This window comes from Streptomyces sp. JL2001 (assembly GCF_050917515.1).
Taxonomy (GTDB): domain Bacteria; phylum Actinomycetota; class Actinomycetes; order Streptomycetales; family Streptomycetaceae; genus Streptomyces.
Genome location: NZ_CP169421.1, coordinates 4,371,101 through 4,389,034, shown reverse-complemented (window position 1 = coordinate 4,389,034; position 17,934 = coordinate 4,371,101). Strand labels below are relative to the sequence as shown.

The following is a 17,934-nucleotide window of genomic DNA, read 5'->3' as shown; positions in this document are numbered from 1 at the left end:
CCGCCACCCGCCGCCGGTGTCAGCCGAGTTCGCCCCGGCGCAGCCGCTCGATCTGCACGGCGCTGAGCTCCACGGTCCGGCGCATATGGGCGATGAGCAGGGCGACCTCGGCGTCGCTGTAGGCGTCGAACATCGTGCCCCAGGCCCCGTTGAGCCGCCGCCAGAAGGCGCCGAGTTCGGCCATCCGCTCGGGCACCACGGCGACGAGGACGCGCCGCCGGTCCTCGGCGTCCCGCTCGCGCGTCACGTATCCGGCGCGCTCCAGACGGTCGACGAGCCGGGTCGCGGAGCCGGTGGTGAGTCCGGTCAGCTCGGCTATCCGGCCGGTGGTGACGGGGGCGGACTCCAGGGAGAGCAGGTTCAGGCACTGCACATCGGTCGGGTGGAGCCGCAGATGGTCCGCCACGGCCTGGTTGAACAGGGCGTAGGAGGCCATGTACCGGCGGGACTCACCGTAGAGCTCGGTCATGAGACCTTCCCGCCGGGCGGACTTCTTCTGCGTCATGCAGGAATTCTACGAAGCCCACCCCGGACCGGCCACGGCCGCCAGGGCCGCGCCCGGGGCCCAGGGCCCGGGCCACCGCGGGCCGTCCCGCCGGACAGGACGCTCCCTAAGGGCTCTCGGCGGTCAGGTAGCGCTGGACGGTCGGGCCGAGCCAGGCGACGACGTCCTCGCGGGACATCTCGACCGCCGGCGGCAGGCGGAGCACGTAGCGGGCCAGTGCCATGCCGAGGATCTGCGAGGCGACGAGCGCCGCGCGGCGGGGCGCGTCGGCCGGGTCCGGGCAGACGCCGAGGGCGACGGGCCCGAGCTGCTGGGCGAAGACCGCCTGCATCCGCTCGGCGCCGGCGGCGTTGGTCACGCCGACCCGCAGCAGGCCGGTCAGGACGTCGTCGCGCTCCCACCGGTCGAGGAAGTGCGTCACCAGCACCGCGCCGACGTGCCGCCGCGGCAGGCCGCCGATCTCCGGAAGGCTGAGCTCGATCTCCGACGCGGCGGCGAACAGCCCCTCCTTGTTTCCGTAGTAGCGCATCACCATCGACGGGTCGATCCCGGCGTCGCGGGCGATGGCCCGGATGGTGGCGCGCTCGTAGCCGTCGGAGGCGAACCGCTCGCGGGCGGCTTCGAGGATCGCGGCGCGGGTCGCGTCGGAACGGCGGGCAGTCGTCATGCCAACAACTGTAGGCCAACGGGTGTTGACACGCCAGAAAGGACGGCTCTACATTTGCCAACAAGCGTTGACCAACAAGCGTTGACCAACGGACATCGGCACGGCTCCCCTGGAGGCAGCGATGAACCAGCTGGACACGGACGTTCTCGTCGTGGGCGCCGGCCCCACCGGCATGCTCCTCGCCGGCGACCTCGCCGCCGCCGGCCTGCGCGTCACCCTGGTCGAGCGCCGCCCGCACGGCATCAGCAACATGACCCGTGCGTTCGGCGTGCACGCCCGCACCCTGGAGCAGCTGGACGCCCGCGGTCTCGCGGACGACCTGGTCGCCACGGGCACCCCCATCACCCGGATGCGCCTCTTCGGCCGCCTCGCCCTCGACCTGACCCGGTTGCCCTCCCGGTTCGCCTACCTCCTCATCACCCCGCAGTACGAGGTCGAGCGCCTCCTGGAACGGCGCGTGCTGTCCACAGGTGTGGACGTCCGGCACGAGACGGAGCTGCGGGGGCTGCGCCAGGACGCCGGCGGGGTCACCGCCGAGTTCACCGGCCCCGAGGGTGCGCCCCTGACCCTGCGCGCCCGCTACCTCGTCGGCACCGACGGCGTGCGCAGCGCGGTGCGGACCGCGCTCGGGCTGCCCTTCCCGGGCGTCTCCGTGATCCGTTCCATCGTCCTGGCGGACGTCCGCCTGGCCGAGGAGCCCGAAGGACTGCTCACGGTCGACGGCGCCGGCGACGCGTTCGCCTTCATCGCCCCCTTCGGCGACGGCTGGTACCGGGTGATGGGCTGGAACCGGACCCGGCAGGTCCCCGACAGCGAGCCCGTCGACCTGGACGAGGTCCGCGACATCGCCCGCACCGCGCTCGGCAGCGACTACGGCATGCACGACGCCCGCTGGATCTCCCGCTTCCACAGCGACGAGCGCCAGGCCCCCGCGTACCGCTCCGGCCGGGTCTTCCTCGCCGGCGACGCCGCCCACGTCCACTCCCCCGCCGGCGGACAGGGCATGAACACCGGCCTGCAGGACGCCGCCAACCTGTCCTGGAAGCTCGCCGCGGTCCTGCGCGGGGACGCACCCGACCCCGAGGCCCTCCTCGACAGCTACCAGGCCGAGCGGCACCCGGTCGGCACCATGGTGCTGCGCAGCAGCGGCGCCATCGTCCGGCTCGCCATGGCCCGCACCCCTCTCCATCGCGCCGGGCGCGCCCTCGCCGCGCGCTTCCTGGACACGGTGCGCCCCGCCGCCGCACGGGCCATGGGCATGATCAGCGGCCTCGACATCGCGTACGCCCCCGGTCACGGCGCCCGCCGTCCCGTGGGCCGGCGGGTCCCGGACCTGGCCCTGCGGGAGGGGCGGCTCTACGAGCTCCTGCGCAAGGGCGAGTTCGTCCTGGTCACCCCCGCGGGCGCGACCCCGCTCGTGCCCGCGTCCCCGGCGTCACCCACCCGCCTCGTGCGCGCCACCTGGAGCGACCCCGGTCGCCGCACGGCACTCCTGGTCCGCCCCGACGGGTACGCCGCCTGGACCGGCCGTGCGGACGCCTGAGCGGCGCGCGACGGCCCGCCTCCGCGCGGGCCCGCCGGAAGGCGCGGGCCCGCCGGAAGGCGCGGGCCCGCCGGAAGGCGCGGGCCCGCCGGAAGGCGCGGGCCCGCCGGAAGGCGCGGGCCCGCCGGAAGGCGCGGGCCCGCCGGAAGGCGCGGGCCCGCCGGAAGGCGCGGGCCCGCCGGAAGGCGCGGGCCCGCCGGAAGGCGCGGGCCCGCCGGAAGGCGCGGGCCCGTCAGAAGGCGTAGGCGTCGCCGGTCGCCAGGACGAGCACGCGATGGCGGTCGTTGCCGGGGTTGGGATCGGTCGAGCCATCGCTCCAGGCGGTGTCGATCTCCACGGTGACCTCGTCCGGGGAGCCCGCCGTGCGCAGCTCGATCGCCAGCACACCGGCCGTGCCGGCGGCCCGCAGCGCACCCGTCCGGCAGACGACCACCCGCTCGCCGCCCCACAGGCAGGCCGGCGGCAGCTCCTGACCCGCGGCCGGCGGCTCCGAGAAGGCGAGCCGCACGGTCGAGTCGGACACGTCCGACGAGCCGTGGTTCTGACTGACCAGCCGGACCTCGAGCCGCCCCTGCCAAAGAGAGGCGTAGCCGTGATGGGCAAGATCCGCCTCGCGCCCGGCCCTCGCGGGACCGTCGGCGCGGGCGCTGCCGCACGTACCGGCCATCACCGAAGCCATCAGGACCACACCGAGCAGGGCCTTGCTCCTCGCACTCATGGCCCGAAGATACCGATTGATCCGCATATCTTCTGATTACCGGTCAGCCTGCGTGTCCCGTGGCACCCTGACCGCATGCTGATCGCGCGTTCCGTCGCCCTCTTCGCCCTCGCCGCGCTCTTCGAGATCGGGGGCGCCTGGCTCGTCTGGCAGGGCGTGCGCGAGGACCGCGGCTGGGCCTGGATCGGCGCCGGCGTCATCGCCCTCGGGCTCTACGGGTTCGTCGCCACCCTCCAGCCCGACGCCGAGTTCGGCCGGATCCTCGCGGCCTACGGAGGCGTGTTCGTCGCCGGATCGATCGCCTGGGGCATGATCGCCGACGGCTACCGTCCCGATCGCTGGGACGTCACGGGAGCGCTGATCTGCCTCGCCGGCATGGCCGTGATCATGTACGCCCCGCGCACCCGCTGAGCCGGGCCCGCCGCCTATCCTGACCACGCGATCGACGAAATCGACCACACGCGCGAGGAGCACGTCATGACTGCCGCCGGTACCCCCATCGCCGTCGTCACCGGAGCGAGCAGCGGCATCGGCGCCGCCACCGCCCGGCGACTCGCCGCCGCCGGCTACCGCGTGGTCCTCACCGCCCGCCGCAAGGACCGCATCGAGACCCTCGCCGCGGAGATCAACGAGGCCGGTCACCAGGCGACCGCGTACGCCCTGGACGTCACCGACCGCGAGGCCGTCCAGACCTTCGCCACGGCCTTCCGCACCATCGCCGTCCTCGTCAACAACGCGGGCGGCGCGCTCGGGGCGGACACCGTCGCGACCGGCGACCCCGAGGACTGGCGCCGGATGTACGAGGTCAACGTCATCGGCACCCTCAACGTCACCCAGGCCCTGCTGCCCGCCCTCACCGCGAGCGGCGACGGCACGGTCGTCGTCCTCTCCTCCACCGCCGGACACTCCACCTACGAGGGCGGCGCAGGCTACGTCGCCGCCAAGAACGGGGCCCGCGTCCTGGCCGAGACCCTCCGCCTGGAGATCGTCGGCACCCCGGTCCGCGTCATCGAGATCGCCCCGGGCATGGTGAAGACCGAGGAGTTCGCGACCACCCGCTTCCGCGGCGACACCGACAAGGCCGCCAAGGTCTACGCGGGCGTGGCCGAGCCCCTGACCGCCGACGACGTCGCCGACACGGTCACCTGGGCCGTCACCCGCCCGCCGCACGTCAACATCGACCTCCTGGTCGTCCGCCCCCGCGCCCAGGCGTCCAACACCAAGGTGCACCGCGAGCTGTGACGACGACGCGGAAGGCCCCGGCACCAGGGGTGCCGGGGCCTTCCGCCGTACGGGCAGGGCGGTCAGCCCTTCACGCAGATGACCTGCTTCAGCTTCGCGACGACCTCGACCAGGTCCCGCTGCTGGTCGATGACCTTCTCGATCGGCTTGTAGGCACCCGGGATCTCGTCCACGACGCCGGAGTCCTTGCGGCACTCCACGCCCCGCGTCTGCTCCTCCAGGTCCCGCGTCGAGAAGCGCCGCTTCGCCGCGCTCCGGCTCATCTTCCGGCCGGCTCCGTGGGAGGCCGAGTTGAAGGACGCCGCGTTGCCGAGGCCCTTGACGATGTACGAGCCGGTCCCCATGGAGCCCGGGATGATCCCGAGGTCGCCGGAGCCCGCCCGGATCGCGCCCTTGCGGGTGACGAGCAGGTCCATGCCGTCGTACCGCTCCTCCGCCACGTAGTTGTGGTGGCAGGAGATCACCGGCTCGAAGGTCACCCGCGCCTTGCGGAACTCCCGGCGGACGACCTCCTGGAAGAGCGCCATCATGATCGCGCGGTTGTACTTCGCGTACTCCTGCGCCCAGAAGAGGTCGTTGCGGTACGCCGCCATCTGGGGGGTGTCCGCGATGAAGACGGCGAGGTCCCGGTCGACGAGCCCCTGGTTGTGCGGCAGCTGCCGCGCCTCGCCGATGTGGTGCTCGGCGAGCTCCTTGCCGATGTTCCGCGAGCCGGAGTGCAGCATCAGCCAGACGGCACCCGACTCGTCGAGACAGAACTCGACGAAGTGGTTGCCGCTGCCCAGCGTCCCCATCTGCAGCGCGGCCCGCTCCCGGCGGAACTTGACCGCGTCCGCGACCCCGTCGAAACGGGTCCAGAAGTCGTCCCACCCCGACGTCGGGAACTGGTAGAGCCGCTTGGGGTCCACCTCGTCACGGTGCATCCCGCGGCCCACCGGGATCGCCTGCTCGATCTTCGACCGCAGCCGCGACAGGTCTCCCGGCAGGTCGTTCGCGGTGAGCGAGGTCTTCACGGCCGACATGCCACAGCCGATGTCGACGCCGACCGCGGCCGGGCACACCGCGCCCTGCATCGCGATCACCGAGCCGACCGTGGCGCCCTTGCCGTAGTGCACGTCCGGCATCACGGCCAGGCCCTTGATCCACGGCAGCGTCGCCACGTTGTGGAGCTGCTGCATGGCGCCGCCCTCCACCGTCGAAGGATCCGCCCACATCCGGATGGGCACCTGCGCGCCCGGTACCTCTACGTACGACATACTTCCTCGATTCCCCCGATAAGCCGAAAAACGCAAAAACCGGGGCCAAAGCCCGTACAGGTGACGACGGACCGGCATCGACGGCAGTGCGTGCGATACACATTGTGTTCAGCGGCCGGTGTCCGGCGGCAATCGTTTTTTCGGGGAAGTCCTCGGCAGAAGTCGGGAGAAGGGAGCCTGCGAGCGTGCAGCGACAGGCGTACGTACCCGGTCTGACAGCACTCGCGGCGGCACTCGCGCTGGGCCTCACCGGATGCTCCTCCGGCGGCGACGCGGACGTCACGGCCATGGACTCCAAGGCAGGTCCCGCCGCCCCCGCCGCCCCGCCCGGGCGCTACCGCACGCTCTTCGAACCCTGTGGTGCCGTCCCGCAGACCGCGCTCAGGGACCTGCTCCCCGGCGCGGCCGAGCTGCCGGACGCGGAGCGGGACAAGGCCTACCGAGGCAGCGCGTCCGTCACCTACGACACCGACCGCCGCGTCGGCTGTTCCTGGAAGGCCGACTCCCCCGACTCCTCGTACCGGCTCGCCCTCGACATCGAGCGGGTCGTCTCCTACGACCCGGCCGTGAGCGACGACGCCCGCGCGCAGGAGGTGTTCGCCCGCAAGCAGGCCGCCGCGCACCTCCCGCAGACCCCGGCGTCCCCTCAGGCACCCCAGGGCACGGGAGCGGCGCAGACACCCCAGACCCCGGGCGGAACCACCAACCCCCCGCCCGCCGGCACCACGGGCGCCACCCAGCCCCCCTCGGGCGGCGTCGCCCCGACGCCCACCACCGGCCTGGAGCCCCGCCTCCTGGAGGGCCTGGGCGAGGTGGCGTTCCTCGACGACGTGCTCACCCCCGACGGATCCAACGGCCGGCACCGCACCGTGAGCGTGGTGTTCCGCACATCCAACGTGATCGTCACGATCGGATACGTCGCCCAGACGACCGGCGTCACCGAGGCGCCCGACAGCGCGGAGCTGCAGGAAAGGGCCCGGAATCTGGCCCGGCTGCTCGCCGACCGCCTGGAGGAGTAGCGGTCCCGACCCGCTCCGTGAGCGGATCCGGACCACGTAACGTGTCGGCGTACCGTGGCCGCCGGCCGGACCGTACGACAAGCGACTGAAGGAACCATGCACCGATCAGCCCCGCGACTCACCCGCATACTCGCCTGCGCAGCCGTCCCGGTGATGCTCGTCGTCGCCGGCTGCTCCTCTGACTCCGACGGCGGTTCCGGAGCGTCCCCGGACAAGGGTTCGGCGTCCTCGGCCCCGCAGGCCACCGCGTCGAAGAAGACGGTCGAGCCCGCGAAGTTCGCGAAGCTGCCCGACGCCTGCAAGGCCGTCTCCGCCAAGACGACCGCGACGCTGGTGCCCAAGGCCAAGGCCAAGAACGGCACGTCGGCCACCTCCAGCGACACCTCCAGCCGCGGCGGCTGCTCGTGGAACGGCCTGGAGGACAAGGGCACGAAGGGCTCGCAGTACCGCTGGCTCGACGTCTCCTTCTACCGCTACGACTCGGACGTCGCGCTCGGCAGCGGCCAGGAGCGCGCCAAGCAGAACCTCGCCAAGGAACTCGCCAAGCTGGAGGCGACCGAGGGCGCGAAGAAGCTGCGCACCACGGAGACGTCCGGCATCGGCGAGGAGGGCAAGGCCGTCGCCTACGACCTCCGCAAGACCGACGAGGACTTCAAGTACGCGTCGATCGTGGCCCGTACGGGCAACGTCCTGGTGCTGCTGACCTACAACGGCGCCGGCTACGCGGGCGCGGACGCGCCCAGCGACAAAGCGGTCATGGAAGGCGCCGTGAAGGCCGCCAAGGAGGCCGTCGCCGCGGTCGCCGCCGCGAACTAGCACGCCCGTCCCGGCACGAACACCGCCATATCGGCACATACGAGCGGAGCCTGTCCCTCCCCCGAGGGCCGGGCTCCGCGCGTATGTGCCACGCTGTGCCCGCGAGATGTCCACTGACGGGAGGGGATCGCGGGTGGCCGCGGTGCAGCTGACACGGACGCACAAGATACTGATCGGCGTCGTCGTCGCCGGTGCGGTGATCATCGCCGGGATCGGTTTCGCGGGTTCGTACGCCGCCGTGCGCGAGCTCGCCCTCGAGAAGGGCTTCGGCGACTTCTCCTACTTCTTCCCCATCGGCATCGATGCCGGCATCTGTGTGCTGCTCGCACTGGACCTGCTGCTGACCTGGATCCGGATCCCGTTCCCGCTCCTGCGGCAGACGGCGTGGGTGCTGACCGCGGCGACGATCGCCTTCAACGGCGCCGCCGCCTGGCCGGACCCGCTGGGCGTCGGCATGCACGCGGTCATCCCGGTCCTGTTCGTCGTCGCGGTCGAGGCGGCACGGCACGCCGTGGGCCGGATCGCCGACATCACGGCCGACAAGCACATGGAGGGCGTCCGGCTCACCCGCTGGCTGCTCTCGCCGATCCCCACGTTCCGCCTGTGGCGCCGGATGAAGCTGTGGGAGCTGCGCTCCTACGAGCAGGTGATCAAGCTGGAGCAGGACCGGCTGATCTACCAGGCGCGCCTGCAGGCCCGCTTCGGCCGGGCCTGGCGCCGCAAGGCACCGGTGGAGGCGCTGATGCCGCTGCGCCTGGCCAAGTACGGGGTGCCGCTGGCGGAGACCGCCGCGGCCGGGCTCGCGGCGGCGGGCGTGGAGCCGGCGCTGCTGCCGCCGCAGCCGGCCCAGGCCGCGCAGGTCCCGGCGGGCCTCGCGGGCCGGCCCGACCTGCCGCAGGGACTCCCGGCCCAGCCGCTGAACGCGCAGCAGCCGCCGCAGCTCCTCCAGGCATCCGCCCAGGACCTGCCGCAGGGTGTCGTCCCGGGCCAGGGGCCGGAGCTGCCGGCCAACCACGACAGTCCGTGGTTCCAGGCGCAGCAGCTGCCGCCCGAGGCCTACGAGGGCGCCTTCGACCCCCAGTACGTGGAGGGCCTGGAGCCGACGCCGGTCGCGGTGCCCCAGGGTCCGGACGACCTGCTGATCCCGGGTCCGCGCCAGGAGCAGGGTCCGGAGCGGTTCGAGGAGTACCCGGAGTACGTCGAGCCGGAGCCGCAGGTGGACGAGTTCTCCGAAGCCGCCTACAAGGCGATGTGGGACTACGTCGAGGAGCGGCAGGACTTCCCGAACGCCGAGCAGCTCGACATATGGCTGAGCGACATGTACGGGGTCCAGCACCCGCGCAGCGCGTCGATCCTGCGGGAGCTGACGCCGCGGCTGCGCCACCGCATCGAGCAGGAGATGGCGGAGAACCACATCCCGTAGGACCCGCCGACCGACCTGGTGACCACGCGAAGGCCCCCGCCCGGAGACCGGGCGGGGGCCTTCGCGTCACGTCACGCGCCGAGCAGCCTGCGCACCCGCTCCGCGCCCACGGCGAGCAGCAGCGTGGGCAGCCGGGGACCCGTCTCACGGCTCACCAGGAGCTTGTAGAGCAGGGCGAAGAAGGAGCGCTGGGCGACCTTCAGCTCCGGAGTGGGCTTGGCCTCGGGGTCGAGACCGGCCATGACCTTCGGGACGCCGTAGACCAGGGTGGTCAGACCGTCGAGGGACCAGTGCGTGGCCAGCCCCTCCAGGAGCAGGCGCAGCGACTCGCGGCCCTCGTCGTCGAGGGAGCCGAGGAGCTCGGCGTCCGGCTCGTCACGGACGATCGTGCGCTGGTCGGCCGGGACCTGGGTGGTGATCCAGTTCTCGGCGCGGTCCAGCCGGGGCCGGACCTCGTCCAGGTCGGTGACCGGGCTCTCCGGGTCCAGCTCGGTCAGGATCCGCAGGGTCTGCTCGTCGTGGCCGGCCGTGATGTCCATGACCGAGGCCAGCGTCCGGTACGGCAGCGGGCGCGGCGTGCGCGGCAGCTCACCGGCGGCGGTGCGGGCGGCCCGCGCGTGCGCCGCCGCGTCGGCGGGGAGCACGCTGCCGTCCGCGACCTTGGCCTCCAGCTTGTCCCACTCGTCGTAGAGCCGCTGGATCTCCTGGTCGAAGGCGATCTTGAAGGACTGGTTGGGCTTGCGGCGCGCGTACAGCCAGCGCAGCAGCGGCGCCTCCATGATCTTCAGCGCGTCGGCCGGCGTCGGCACGCCACCGCGCGACGAGGACATCTTGGCCATGCCGCTGATGCCGACGAAGGCGTACATGGGGCCGATCGGCTGCACGCCGTCGAAGATCTGACGGACGATCTGGCCGCCGACGACGAAGGAGGAGCCGGGCGAGGAGTGGTCGACGCCGGACGGCTCGAAGATGACGCCCTCGAACGCCCAGCGCATCGGCCAGTCGACCTTCCACACCAGCTTGCCGCGGTTGAACTCGCTCAGCTTCACGGTCTCGGCGAAGCCGCACGCCGTGCAGGTGTAGGCCAGCTCGGTGGTCTCGTCGTCGTACGACGTGACGGCCGTCAGGTCCTTCTCGCAGCGCCCGCAGTACGGCTTGTACGGGAAGTACCCGCCGGCGCCGCCCGAGCCGTCGTCCTCGCTCGCCGCGCCGGAGCCCTCCTCGGCCTCCAGCTCGGCCTCGTCGACCGGCTTCTGCGACTTCTTGGCCGGGCCCTTCTTGGTCCGGTACTGGTCGAGGATCGCGTCGATGTCACCGCGGTGCTTCATCGCGTGCAGGATCTGCTCGCGGTAGGTGCCCGCCGTGTACTGCTCCGTCTGGCTGATGGGGTCGTACTCGACGCCCAGCTCGGCCAGCGACTCCACCATGGCGGCCTTGAAGTGCTCGGCCCAGTTGGCGTGCTCCGAGCCGGCCGGGGCCGGGACGGAGGTCAGCGGCTTGCCGATGTGCTCGGCCCAGGACTCGTCGACGCCCGCGACACCGTTCGGCACCTTGCGGTAGCGGTCGTAGTCGTCCCAGGAGATCAGGTGGCGGACCTCGTGGCCGCGCCGGCGGATCTCGTCGGCGACCAGGTGCGGGGTCATGACCTCGCGGAGGTTGCCCAGGTGGATGGGACCGGAGGGTGAGAGTCCGGAGGCGACGACGACCGGTTTGCCAGGCGCACGTCGCTCCGACTCGGCGATGACCTCGTCCGCGAAACGGGAGACCCAGTCGGTCTCGGTGCTGCTCTGAGCCACGGTCGGTACGTCCTTCTTCCTGGAATCCCTCGGAGCCTTACAGCCTTACGCCGGCCATTCTCCCAGACGACGGGACCCGCTCCGGGGTTGTCCACAGCCGGGAAAAACACGTTGCTCCGCCATGGGACACTTGACAAGCGAAATTCAGCCCCCGGAACCACCCAAGGAACCGGTACACCACCGACAGGAACGGAAGCTCATGGCCTCGGTCCCTTCCCTCGCTTCGACCGTGCAGCAGCGCCTCGCGGAAGGTCTCTCGGCAGCCCTGCCGGAGGCCGGCTCCGCCGACCCGCTGCTGCGACGAAGCGACCGGGCCGACTTCCAGGCCAACGGCATCCTGGCCCTCGCCAAGCGGCTCAAGGGCAACCCGCGCGAGCTGGCGACGCAGGTCGTCGACGGCATCCCGGCGAACGACGTGCTGAAGGAGATCGAGGTCTCGGGCCCCGGCTTCCTGAACATCACGGTCACCGACGAGGCGATCGTGCGGACCCTCGCCGCCCGGGCCGCCGACGACCGCCTCGGCGTGCCGTTCACCCCGGACGCCGGCACCACGGTGATCGACTACGCCCAGCCGAACGTGGCCAAGGAGATGCACGTCGGCCACCTGCGTTCCGCCGTGATCGGCGCCGCCATGGTCGAGATCCTGGAGTTCACCGGCGAGACGGTGGTCCGGCGCCACCACATCGGCGACTGGGGCACCCAGTTCGGCATGCTCATCCAGTACCTGATCGAGCACCCGCACGAGCTGGACCACGGGTCGGACGGGGAGGTCTCCGGCGAGGAGGCCATGTCCAGCCTGAACCGGCTCTACAAGGCCTCGCGCGCGCTCTTCGACTCCGACGAGGAGTTCAAGACCCGGGCGCGGGCACGGGTCGTGGACCTCCAGGCCGGCGAGCCGGAGACCCTCGCCCTGTGGCAGCGGTTCGTCGACGAGTCGAAGATCTACTTCTACTCGGTCTTCGACAAGCTCGACATGGACATCCGGGACCCCGACGTCGTCGGCGAGTCCGGGTACAACGACATGCTCGCGGAGACCTGCCGGATCCTGGAGGAGTCGGGTGTCGCGGTGCGCTCCGAGGGCGCCCTCTGCGTCTTCTTCGACGACGTCAAGGGCCCGGACGGCAACCCGACGCCCCTGATCGTCCAGAAGTCCGACGGCGGCTTCGGCTACGCGGCGACCGACCTGTCCGCGATCCGCGACCGGGTGGGGAACCTGAAGGCGACGACCCTGCTGTACGTGGTCGACGCCCGCCAGTCCCTGCACTTCAAGATGGTCTTCGAGACCGCCCGCCGGGCCGGCTGGCTGAACGACGAGGTCAAGGCCGTCCAGCTGGCCTTCGGCACCGTGCTCGGCAAGGACGGCAAGCCGTTCAAGACCCGTGAGGGCGAGACCGTCCGGCTGGTCGACCTGCTCGACGAGGCCGTGGACCGGGCGACGTCGGTCGTGCGCGAGAAGGCCGAGAAGGTGGGCCTGACCGAGACCGAGATCGTGGAGAACGGCCAGTACGTGGGCATCGGCGCGGTGAAGTACGCCGACCTGTCCACGTCCGCGGCGCGCGACTACAAGTTCGACCTGGACCAGATGGTCTCGCTGAACGGCGACACCTCGGTCTACCTCCAGTACGCCTACGCCCGGATCAAGTCGATCTTCGACAAGGCGGGCGACCGCACGCCCCTCGCGCACCCGGAGCTCGCGCTGGAGCCGGCCGAGCGGGCCCTCGGCCTGCACCTGGACACCTTCGGCGAGGTGGTCCAGGAGGCCGCCGCGGAGTACGCCCCGCACAAGCTGGCGGCCTACCTCTACCAGCTCGCGTCGCTCTACACGACGTTCTACGACCAGTGCCCGGTCATCAAGCCCGAGCCGCCGCAGGACGTCGCGGAGAACCGGCTCCTGCTCTGCGACCTGACCGCCCGCACGCTCCACCGGGGCATGGCCCTGCTCGGCATCCGGACCCCCGAGCGCCTCTGACGCCCGCCGGCTCCACCACCGCCGAAGGCCCCGGCACCGTCTCCGTACGGTGCCGGGGCCTTCGGCCGTGAGGGACGGACCCGGGTCCTGTCCGGGCGGTAGGACCTGAGGGCTGTCCCGTAATCCCCGGCGGGCGCACGACGCCGGCTACGGCCCTCCCCCAGCCTTCGGCCGGGGGTGCCCCCACGCCGCGTTGTCGGATCGCCCGAATACGCCCAGTATGAGAGCGATCCTCCGCCTTGCGATGCACCGCATCCGACGCCGTGCGCCAACCCACCGCGGATTACGGGACAGCCCTTAGTAAGTGACCCACTCGCCCTTGTCGGGCAGGTAGTTGTAGGTCTTCTTCCCCTCGATGGCGCTCGTGCGGAAGGGCTTGCCGTCGTCCTTGACGTAGAGCGTGCCGTGGCGGTCGCCGCTGCTCCAGTCGACCTCCAGGTACCAGGAGACGACGTGCGACTCGGTGTGGAGGTCCAGGTTGAAGACCTCGGGGTCGCTGGTGGACACCTTGTAGGGGAAGTCCTTGGCGGGCACGACCCCGTCGCCGTCCCGGCCGGCGACCGGCTTCGCGAACGGGCGGGCCGCGTCGAGGTCGATGTCGAAGGTCTGCGGGGTGATCGCGCCGCCGCAGCCGTCGCCCATCGCGTACACGGCCCGGTCGAGCGGAGCGGAGCGCTCCACCACGCGGACGTGGAGGGCGTTGAGCACCACCGCCTCCGCGGTCTTGCCGGTGACGGTCAGCTGGAGCTGCATGTGACCGCCGTCGACCCCGCCCAGCGCACGGGCCCAGCCGCGCGCGTCCTGCGGGGCGGGCGGCGGCGGGACCTCACCGGGCTGCCGGCCGAGGACGTAGAACTGGCCGCAGGGCGCATCCCAGTTGTACGAGCTGATGCCGACGCTCACGGGTGTGGCCACCGCGTGCGGGACCTGCGGGGAGGACTTCGCGGGGGCCGAGGGGGTCGCGGAACCCGGCGGCGCCGAGGAGGCGGAGGGGGTGCCGGAGGCCGTGGACGGCGTGGGCGTGCCGGCGGCGCCGGTCACCGCCGTCGCTCCGGCCCCGGCCGCCCGGCGCTGTCCGCTCCCCTTCGCGTCGGCGCCGCCGTCGTCCGAGTGGCCGACGGCGTAGGCGACGGGCACGGCAAGGGCGACGACCGCGGCGGCCGCGAGGGCCGTCCGCAGCCGCTTGCGGGTGCCCGCCCCCGCCGGCGCCGGGGGCCGCACGGTGACGAGGACGTCCGCGTCCGCTCCGGACACGGAGCCGGGCTCCTGCTCCGGCCGCGGTCCCTCTGCCGGTGAGGACTCGGCCCCGGCGGCGGACGCGCCGTCGGCGGCGTCCGGACCGGGCGACGACGTCTCCGGCCGGGACTCCACCGGCTCCACCGGCTTGACGTGCTCCGCCGGTCCCGGCCCGCCCGGCTGTCCGGACCCGGCGCCGGACGGGCGCGGGGCGCCGGGCGCGCCGTCCGCCTCGGACGCCGCACCCTGCCCCGGTCCGGCCGCCGGCTCCGGCGTGGCCGCGGCCGCCTTCCCTCGCCTGCGCGCCTCGTCCGCCAGGATCCAGCCGCGGTGGAGGGCGATCAGCTCCTCCCGGGACGCTCCGCACAACCGCCCCAGCCGCTCCACCGGAGCGAACTCGGTGGGCACGGCATCGCCGTTGCAGTACCGGTGGAGCGTCGACGTACTCACGTGGAGCTTCTTCGCCAGTGCCCCGTAGCTGAGCCCGGATCGTTCCTTCAGATCGCGCACCAGCTCCGCGAAGCCGTCCGTCTCCGTCGCCACCCGCCCCGTGCCCCCTCGTCTCGCCGTCCCAGGAACGCATTCCAGGGAAGGGTCGTCTCCCCAGCTCGCACGATGTGCGGGCGTTCCAGCTTCCCCCATTGTCCCGTGCCCGTTGCACGGGGTCCGGACCGCCCCGCACGCTGAGGTCCATGCCGAGCAGTCGCCTGACGGATCTCGTGGCCACCGCGGTGCTGATCATGTGCGCCGTGATCGTGATCGCCCTGATCACCCGGACCTGAACCGACCGACCGAACCTCACGGGGGAACCACCATGCGCACCACCTCTCGCCTCACCCTGGCCGCCGCCACGCTCGTCGCGGGTCTCGCGCTGACCGCCTGCGGTCACGGCGCCGACCACGCCGCCGCGACGCCCTCCGCCTCAACGGCCCCGGCGCCCGCGCCCACCGGCCCGGCCACACCGAGCGCACGACCGGGCGACCCGTCCGTGCCGGCGCGGCCCACCACCGCCGGCCCGGCCGGGACGGCACGTCCCACCACCGGTGCTCCCGCCCCCTCCCGGCCCGGTGACCCCGTCAGCACGCCCTGCACGGGCGCCACCGCGAAGGTGATCGCGAGCAAGGTCAGCCGCCCCCTCAACCACCTGCTGCTGACTGTCACCAACACCGGCACCCACCCGTGCAACGCCTACGGAGCCCCCTTCGTCGGCTTCGACGACGCGCAGTCCCCGGTCCGGATCCTCGACGAGAGCAAGCCCCAGGCCGTCGTCACCCTCGCCCCCGGGGCGTCGGCGTACGCCTCCGTCCTGCTCACCGGCGAGGGCGGCGCGGACTCCCACGGCCGTACGGTCCGCAGGATCTCGGTCCACTTCGCCCCGGGCGACGGCTCCGGCGGCTCGGTCGGCAGCGGCCGTACGGTGGCGGCCCCGTCCGGCACCTACGCGGACGACGGCGCCGCCGTCTCGTACTGGCAGCGGACCGTGGACGAAGCACTGACCTACTGAGGCCGCGCACCCGGTCCCGGGCACCGCTCCCCACGGCGCCCGGGACGGTCGGCCTCCGGCTCCCGCGCACCCGGCACCGGCCCCGTACCGCTCGGCGCCCGGTACCGGTCCTTGCCGCGGTCGCGGTCAGCGCAGGGGATGGGACGTCCTGCCGGACACCTCGTCGATCTCCGTGTGCGCCTTCTGCAGCAGCTGCGAGGCGAGGTCCATCAGTGCGCGCGCCCCCGCGATCTCCTCGCCCACCCGCAGCTGATCAGGGTCGGAGGGGTGCCGCTGCGCGTTGCCGTGGGCACGGAACTCGGTGCCGTCACCGAGCCGCACCATGGCGGCCGCCCGCGTCCGGTCGCCTTCCTCCTTGAACTCCATTTCGACGTGCCATCCGACGAGTGTCTCCATGAGGACCACCTCCAGCGGTACTACCAGGGTGCGCCGCCCGCTCCCTCCCCACCAGCCGGTGCGCGGCCGGCGGGCTCTCCCGCCTCGACGCCGGTCACCGTGTGTCAATTGGTTTGCACGTTCGGCATCGGCGCGCAAAACTGTTAGTCATGACTAACGTTTTAACGGAATCGCTCGACTTCCCGGAGTTCGGACGCCCGGACGCCGGTCTCGTCCTGATCTCCGAGTGGTCCACCGAGGACGCCGCGCATCAGCGGACCGTCATGGACGGCGTCGTCGACGCCTGGGCCGCGACCCCGCTTCCGGAGTCCTTCCTCGCCCGGCACTGCCTGGCGGGCTCGGACGGCCGCACCATCCTCAACATCGCCCAGTGGACCAGCGCGGAGTCCCACCGGGAGTTCTCCGCCGACCCGGCGAACCAGCGCGCTCTCGGCTCGGCGATCGCCTCCCTCATCACCGCGGGTCCGCCCGGCCGCTACGCCTACGACCGGGTCACCGCGGTGCGCCCGGGACGCGTCCGCAGCCTCGGCACCGCCCCGTCCGACGACGGCAGTGTGCTGGCCCGGCACCACCACCGCAGCGAGGACGGCAAGGTCGTGCACGTCCTGACGGCCCACGACGACGACGGGGACGGAACCGTCCTGCGGTTCCGTCCCCATCGAGGGCTCGTGCGCCGGGTCTCCGCGGTCAGATCCCGCGGCTGAGCTTCCGGGCGACCTCGGTGGCCCAGTAGGTCAGGATCAACTGCCCGCCGGCCCGCCGGATGCCGGTGAGCGTCTCCAGGATCGCCCTGTCGCGGTCGATCCAGCCCTTCTCGGCGGCGGCCTCCACCATCGCGTACTCACCGCTGATCTGGTACGCCGCGACCGGCACGTCCACCGCCTCGGCGACCTTGGCGAGCACGTCCAGGTACGGCCCGGCCGGCTTCACCATGACCATGTCGGCGCCCTCTTCGAGGTCCAGCGCCAGCTCGCGCAGGGACTCCCGCAGGTTCGCCGGGTCCTGCTGGTAAGTCTTGCGGTCGCCCGTGAGGGAGGAACCGACGGCCTCCCGGAAGGGACCGTAGAAGGCGGAGGAGTACTTCGCGGTGTACGCGAGGATCGACACGTCCTCCTTGCCGATGGTGTCCAGCGCGTCGCGGACCACCCCGACCTGACCGTCCATCATCCCGGACGGGCCGACGACGTGGACGCCCGCGTCCGCCTGGACCTGGGCCATCTCGGCGTACCGCTCCAGCGTGGCGTCGTTGTCGACCCGGCCGCTCGCGTCCAGGACGCCGCAGTGCCCGTGGTCGGTGTACTCGTCCAGGCACAGGTCCGACATGATCACGAGGTCGTCGCCCACCTCGGCCTTCACGTCCCGGATCGCGACCTGCAGGATCCCGTCCGGGTCGGTGCCGGCCGTGCCCGCGGCGTCCTTCTTCGCGTCCTCCGGCACACCGAAGAGCATGATCCCGGAGACGCCCGTCTCCACCGCCTCCACGGCGGCCTTCCGCAGCGTGTCCCGGGTGTGCTGCACGACCCCCGGCATCGCGGCGATCGGCACAGGCTCCGTGATCCCCTCGCGCACGAACGCGGGAAGGATCAGATCGGCCGGGCTCAGGCGCGTCTCGGCCACCATCCGCCGCATGGCGGGAGTCGTCCGCAGCCGCCGCGGCCGCGCCCCGGGAAAGGATCCGTACGAGTTCATGCCCTCGAGGCTACGCCCGTGCGCTCCCTGCTCTTACCGACAGGTTGTTGCCCCTCCGCGGGACCACGTCCCGAGCCCGCACCGCCGTCCTCGCACCGCCGGCCCCACGACGAAGCGGGGTGCGGGACCTCGACAGGTCCCGCACCCCGCTCCCC

17 protein-coding genes are annotated in these 17,934 nt (G+C 72.3%); 9 read left to right on the top strand and 8 right to left on the bottom strand.

Annotated elements, in window-relative coordinates; translation table 11 throughout:
- Positions 1-19 precede the first annotated feature (19 nt).
- Together ACE1OA_RS19620 and ACE1OA_RS19615 are read right to left on the bottom strand one after the other, a co-directional pair.
- Positions 20-505 (bottom strand): MarR family winged helix-turn-helix transcriptional regulator, encoded by a 486-nt coding sequence (locus ACE1OA_RS19620; RefSeq protein ID WP_356602693.1) that lies wholly within the window; start codon positions 503-505, stop codon positions 20-22.
- Positions 506-611: 106 nt separating this feature from the next.
- On the bottom strand, positions 612-1,172 hold the full coding sequence (locus ACE1OA_RS19615; protein ID WP_356602691.1) for a TetR/AcrR family transcriptional regulator: 561 nt from the start codon (positions 1,170-1,172) through the stop codon (positions 612-614).
- A 121-nt stretch (positions 1,173-1,293) separates the two neighbouring features.
- Between ACE1OA_RS19615 and ACE1OA_RS19610 the strand changes: the two genes are divergently transcribed.
- On the top strand, positions 1,294-2,715 hold the full coding sequence (locus ACE1OA_RS19610; protein ID WP_432753134.1) for an FAD-dependent monooxygenase: 1,422 nt from the start codon (positions 1,294-1,296) through the stop codon (positions 2,713-2,715).
- 232 nt (positions 2,716-2,947) lie between these two features.
- On the opposite strand, the gene ACE1OA_RS19605 is transcribed toward ACE1OA_RS19610, so the two are convergent.
- On the bottom strand, positions 2,948-3,433 hold the full coding sequence (locus ACE1OA_RS19605; RefSeq protein ID WP_384875612.1) for a hypothetical protein: 486 nt from the start codon (positions 3,431-3,433) through the stop codon (positions 2,948-2,950).
- A 75-nt stretch (positions 3,434-3,508) separates the two neighbouring features.
- Between ACE1OA_RS19605 and ACE1OA_RS19600 the strand changes: the two genes are divergently transcribed.
- Together ACE1OA_RS19600 and ACE1OA_RS19595 are read left to right on the top strand one after the other, a co-directional pair.
- On the top strand, positions 3,509-3,844 hold the full coding sequence (locus ACE1OA_RS19600) for a YnfA family protein (RefSeq protein ID WP_356602685.1): 336 nt from the start codon (positions 3,509-3,511) through the stop codon (positions 3,842-3,844).
- Between the two features lie 66 nt (positions 3,845-3,910).
- Positions 3,911-4,675, top strand: a complete 765-nt coding sequence (locus ACE1OA_RS19595) for an SDR family NAD(P)-dependent oxidoreductase (protein ID WP_356602683.1) — start codon at positions 3,911-3,913, stop codon at positions 4,673-4,675.
- 62 nt (positions 4,676-4,737) lie between these two features.
- Here the strand turns inward: ACE1OA_RS19595 and ACE1OA_RS19590 are convergent, their stop codons facing one another.
- Positions 4,738-5,931 (bottom strand): RtcB family protein, encoded by a 1,194-nt coding sequence (locus ACE1OA_RS19590; RefSeq protein WP_356602681.1) that lies wholly within the window; start codon positions 5,929-5,931, stop codon positions 4,738-4,740.
- A 185-nt stretch (positions 5,932-6,116) separates the two neighbouring features.
- Between ACE1OA_RS19590 and ACE1OA_RS19585 the strand changes: the two genes are divergently transcribed.
- The 3 genes from ACE1OA_RS19585 (at position 6,117) to ACE1OA_RS19575 (ending at position 9,189) form a co-directional block, all read left to right on the top strand.
- On the top strand, positions 6,117-6,950 hold the full coding sequence (locus ACE1OA_RS19585) for a DUF3558 domain-containing protein (protein WP_386544533.1): 834 nt from the start codon (positions 6,117-6,119) through the stop codon (positions 6,948-6,950).
- Positions 6,951-7,046: 96 nt separating this feature from the next.
- Complete coding sequence (locus ACE1OA_RS19580; RefSeq protein WP_356602677.1) at positions 7,047-7,766, top strand: DUF3558 domain-containing protein; 720 nt, start codon at positions 7,047-7,049, stop codon at positions 7,764-7,766.
- Positions 7,767-7,899: 133 nt separating this feature from the next.
- Positions 7,900-9,189, top strand: a complete 1,290-nt coding sequence (locus ACE1OA_RS19575) for a DUF2637 domain-containing protein (protein ID WP_356774926.1) — start codon at positions 7,900-7,902, stop codon at positions 9,187-9,189.
- Positions 9,190-9,260: 71 nt separating this feature from the next.
- Here ACE1OA_RS19575 and lysS read toward each other — a convergent pair whose 3' ends face one another.
- Positions 9,261-10,985 (bottom strand): lysine--tRNA ligase, encoded by a 1,725-nt coding sequence (gene lysS / locus ACE1OA_RS19570; protein ID WP_356602673.1) that lies wholly within the window; start codon positions 10,983-10,985, stop codon positions 9,261-9,263.
- 199 nt (positions 10,986-11,184) lie between these two features.
- Between lysS and argS the strand changes: the two genes are divergently transcribed.
- Complete coding sequence (gene argS, locus ACE1OA_RS19565) at positions 11,185-12,954, top strand: arginine--tRNA ligase (RefSeq protein ID WP_432753133.1); 1,770 nt, start codon at positions 11,185-11,187, stop codon at positions 12,952-12,954.
- 297 nt (positions 12,955-13,251) lie between these two features.
- Here the strand turns inward: argS and ACE1OA_RS19560 are convergent, their stop codons facing one another.
- Positions 13,252-14,733 carry a helix-turn-helix domain-containing protein gene (locus ACE1OA_RS19560; RefSeq protein WP_432753132.1) on the bottom strand — a complete coding sequence of 494 codons (1,482 nt, stop codon included), beginning with the start codon at positions 14,731-14,733 and terminating at the stop codon, positions 13,252-13,254.
- Between the two features lie 271 nt (positions 14,734-15,004).
- Here ACE1OA_RS19560 and ACE1OA_RS19555 point away from each other — a divergent pair, with 271 nt between their 5' ends.
- Positions 15,005-15,694 carry a DUF4232 domain-containing protein gene (locus ACE1OA_RS19555; RefSeq protein WP_432753131.1) on the top strand — a complete coding sequence of 230 codons (690 nt, stop codon included), beginning with the start codon at positions 15,005-15,007 and terminating at the stop codon, positions 15,692-15,694.
- 126 nt (positions 15,695-15,820) lie between these two features.
- Here the strand turns inward: ACE1OA_RS19555 and ACE1OA_RS19550 are convergent, their stop codons facing one another.
- Entirely contained in the window at positions 15,821-16,090 is a 270-nt protein-coding gene (locus tag ACE1OA_RS19550; protein WP_147979102.1) for a DUF1876 domain-containing protein, read from the bottom strand.
- A gap of 149 nt (positions 16,091-16,239) precedes the next feature.
- On the opposite strand from ACE1OA_RS19550, the gene ACE1OA_RS19545 reads away from it, so the two are divergent.
- Positions 16,240-16,794: a hypothetical protein gene (locus tag ACE1OA_RS19545; protein WP_356602665.1), complete on the top strand. Its 555-nt coding sequence runs from the start codon at positions 16,240-16,242 to the stop codon at positions 16,792-16,794.
- Here the strand turns inward: ACE1OA_RS19545 and hemB are convergent.
- Positions 16,778-17,779 carry a porphobilinogen synthase gene (hemB, locus tag ACE1OA_RS19540; protein WP_356602663.1) on the bottom strand — a complete coding sequence of 334 codons (1,002 nt, stop codon included), beginning with the start codon at positions 17,777-17,779 and terminating at the stop codon, positions 16,778-16,780. The two genes, ACE1OA_RS19545 and hemB, sit on opposite strands and share 17 nt — an antisense overlap.
- Positions 17,780-17,934 lie beyond the last annotated feature (155 nt).

Bases quoted from the DNA above. Each gene is read 5' to 3' on its own strand.
- hemB (WP_356602663.1), bottom strand. From the start codon at position 17,779: ATGAACTCGTACGGATCCTTTCCCGGGGCGCGGCCGCGGCGGCTGCGG.
- ACE1OA_RS19550 (WP_147979102.1), bottom strand. From the start codon at position 16,090: ATGGAGACACTCGTCGGATGGCACGTCGAAATGGAGTTCAAGGAGGAA.
- ACE1OA_RS19600 (WP_356602685.1), top strand. From the start codon at position 3,509: ATGCTGATCGCGCGTTCCGTCGCCCTCTTCGCCCTCGCCGCGCTCTTC.
- ACE1OA_RS19610 (WP_432753134.1), top strand. From the start codon at position 1,294: ATGAACCAGCTGGACACGGACGTTCTCGTCGTGGGCGCCGGCCCCACC.
- argS (WP_432753133.1), top strand. From the start codon at position 11,185: ATGGCCTCGGTCCCTTCCCTCGCTTCGACCGTGCAGCAGCGCCTCGCG.
- ACE1OA_RS19605 (WP_384875612.1), bottom strand. From the start codon at position 3,433: ATGAGTGCGAGGAGCAAGGCCCTGCTCGGTGTGGTCCTGATGGCTTCG.
- ACE1OA_RS19615 (WP_356602691.1), bottom strand. From the start codon at position 1,172: ATGACGACTGCCCGCCGTTCCGACGCGACCCGCGCCGCGATCCTCGAA.
- ACE1OA_RS19590 (WP_356602681.1), bottom strand. From the start codon at position 5,931: ATGTCGTACGTAGAGGTACCGGGCGCGCAGGTGCCCATCCGGATGTGG.
- ACE1OA_RS19555 (WP_432753131.1), top strand. From the start codon at position 15,005: ATGCGCACCACCTCTCGCCTCACCCTGGCCGCCGCCACGCTCGTCGCG.
- ACE1OA_RS19595 (WP_356602683.1), top strand. From the start codon at position 3,911: ATGACTGCCGCCGGTACCCCCATCGCCGTCGTCACCGGAGCGAGCAGC.
- ACE1OA_RS19620 (WP_356602693.1), bottom strand. From the start codon at position 505: ATGACGCAGAAGAAGTCCGCCCGGCGGGAAGGTCTCATGACCGAGCTC.
- ACE1OA_RS19545 (WP_356602665.1), top strand. From the start codon at position 16,240: ATGACTAACGTTTTAACGGAATCGCTCGACTTCCCGGAGTTCGGACGC.
- ACE1OA_RS19580 (WP_356602677.1), top strand. From the start codon at position 7,047: ATGCACCGATCAGCCCCGCGACTCACCCGCATACTCGCCTGCGCAGCC.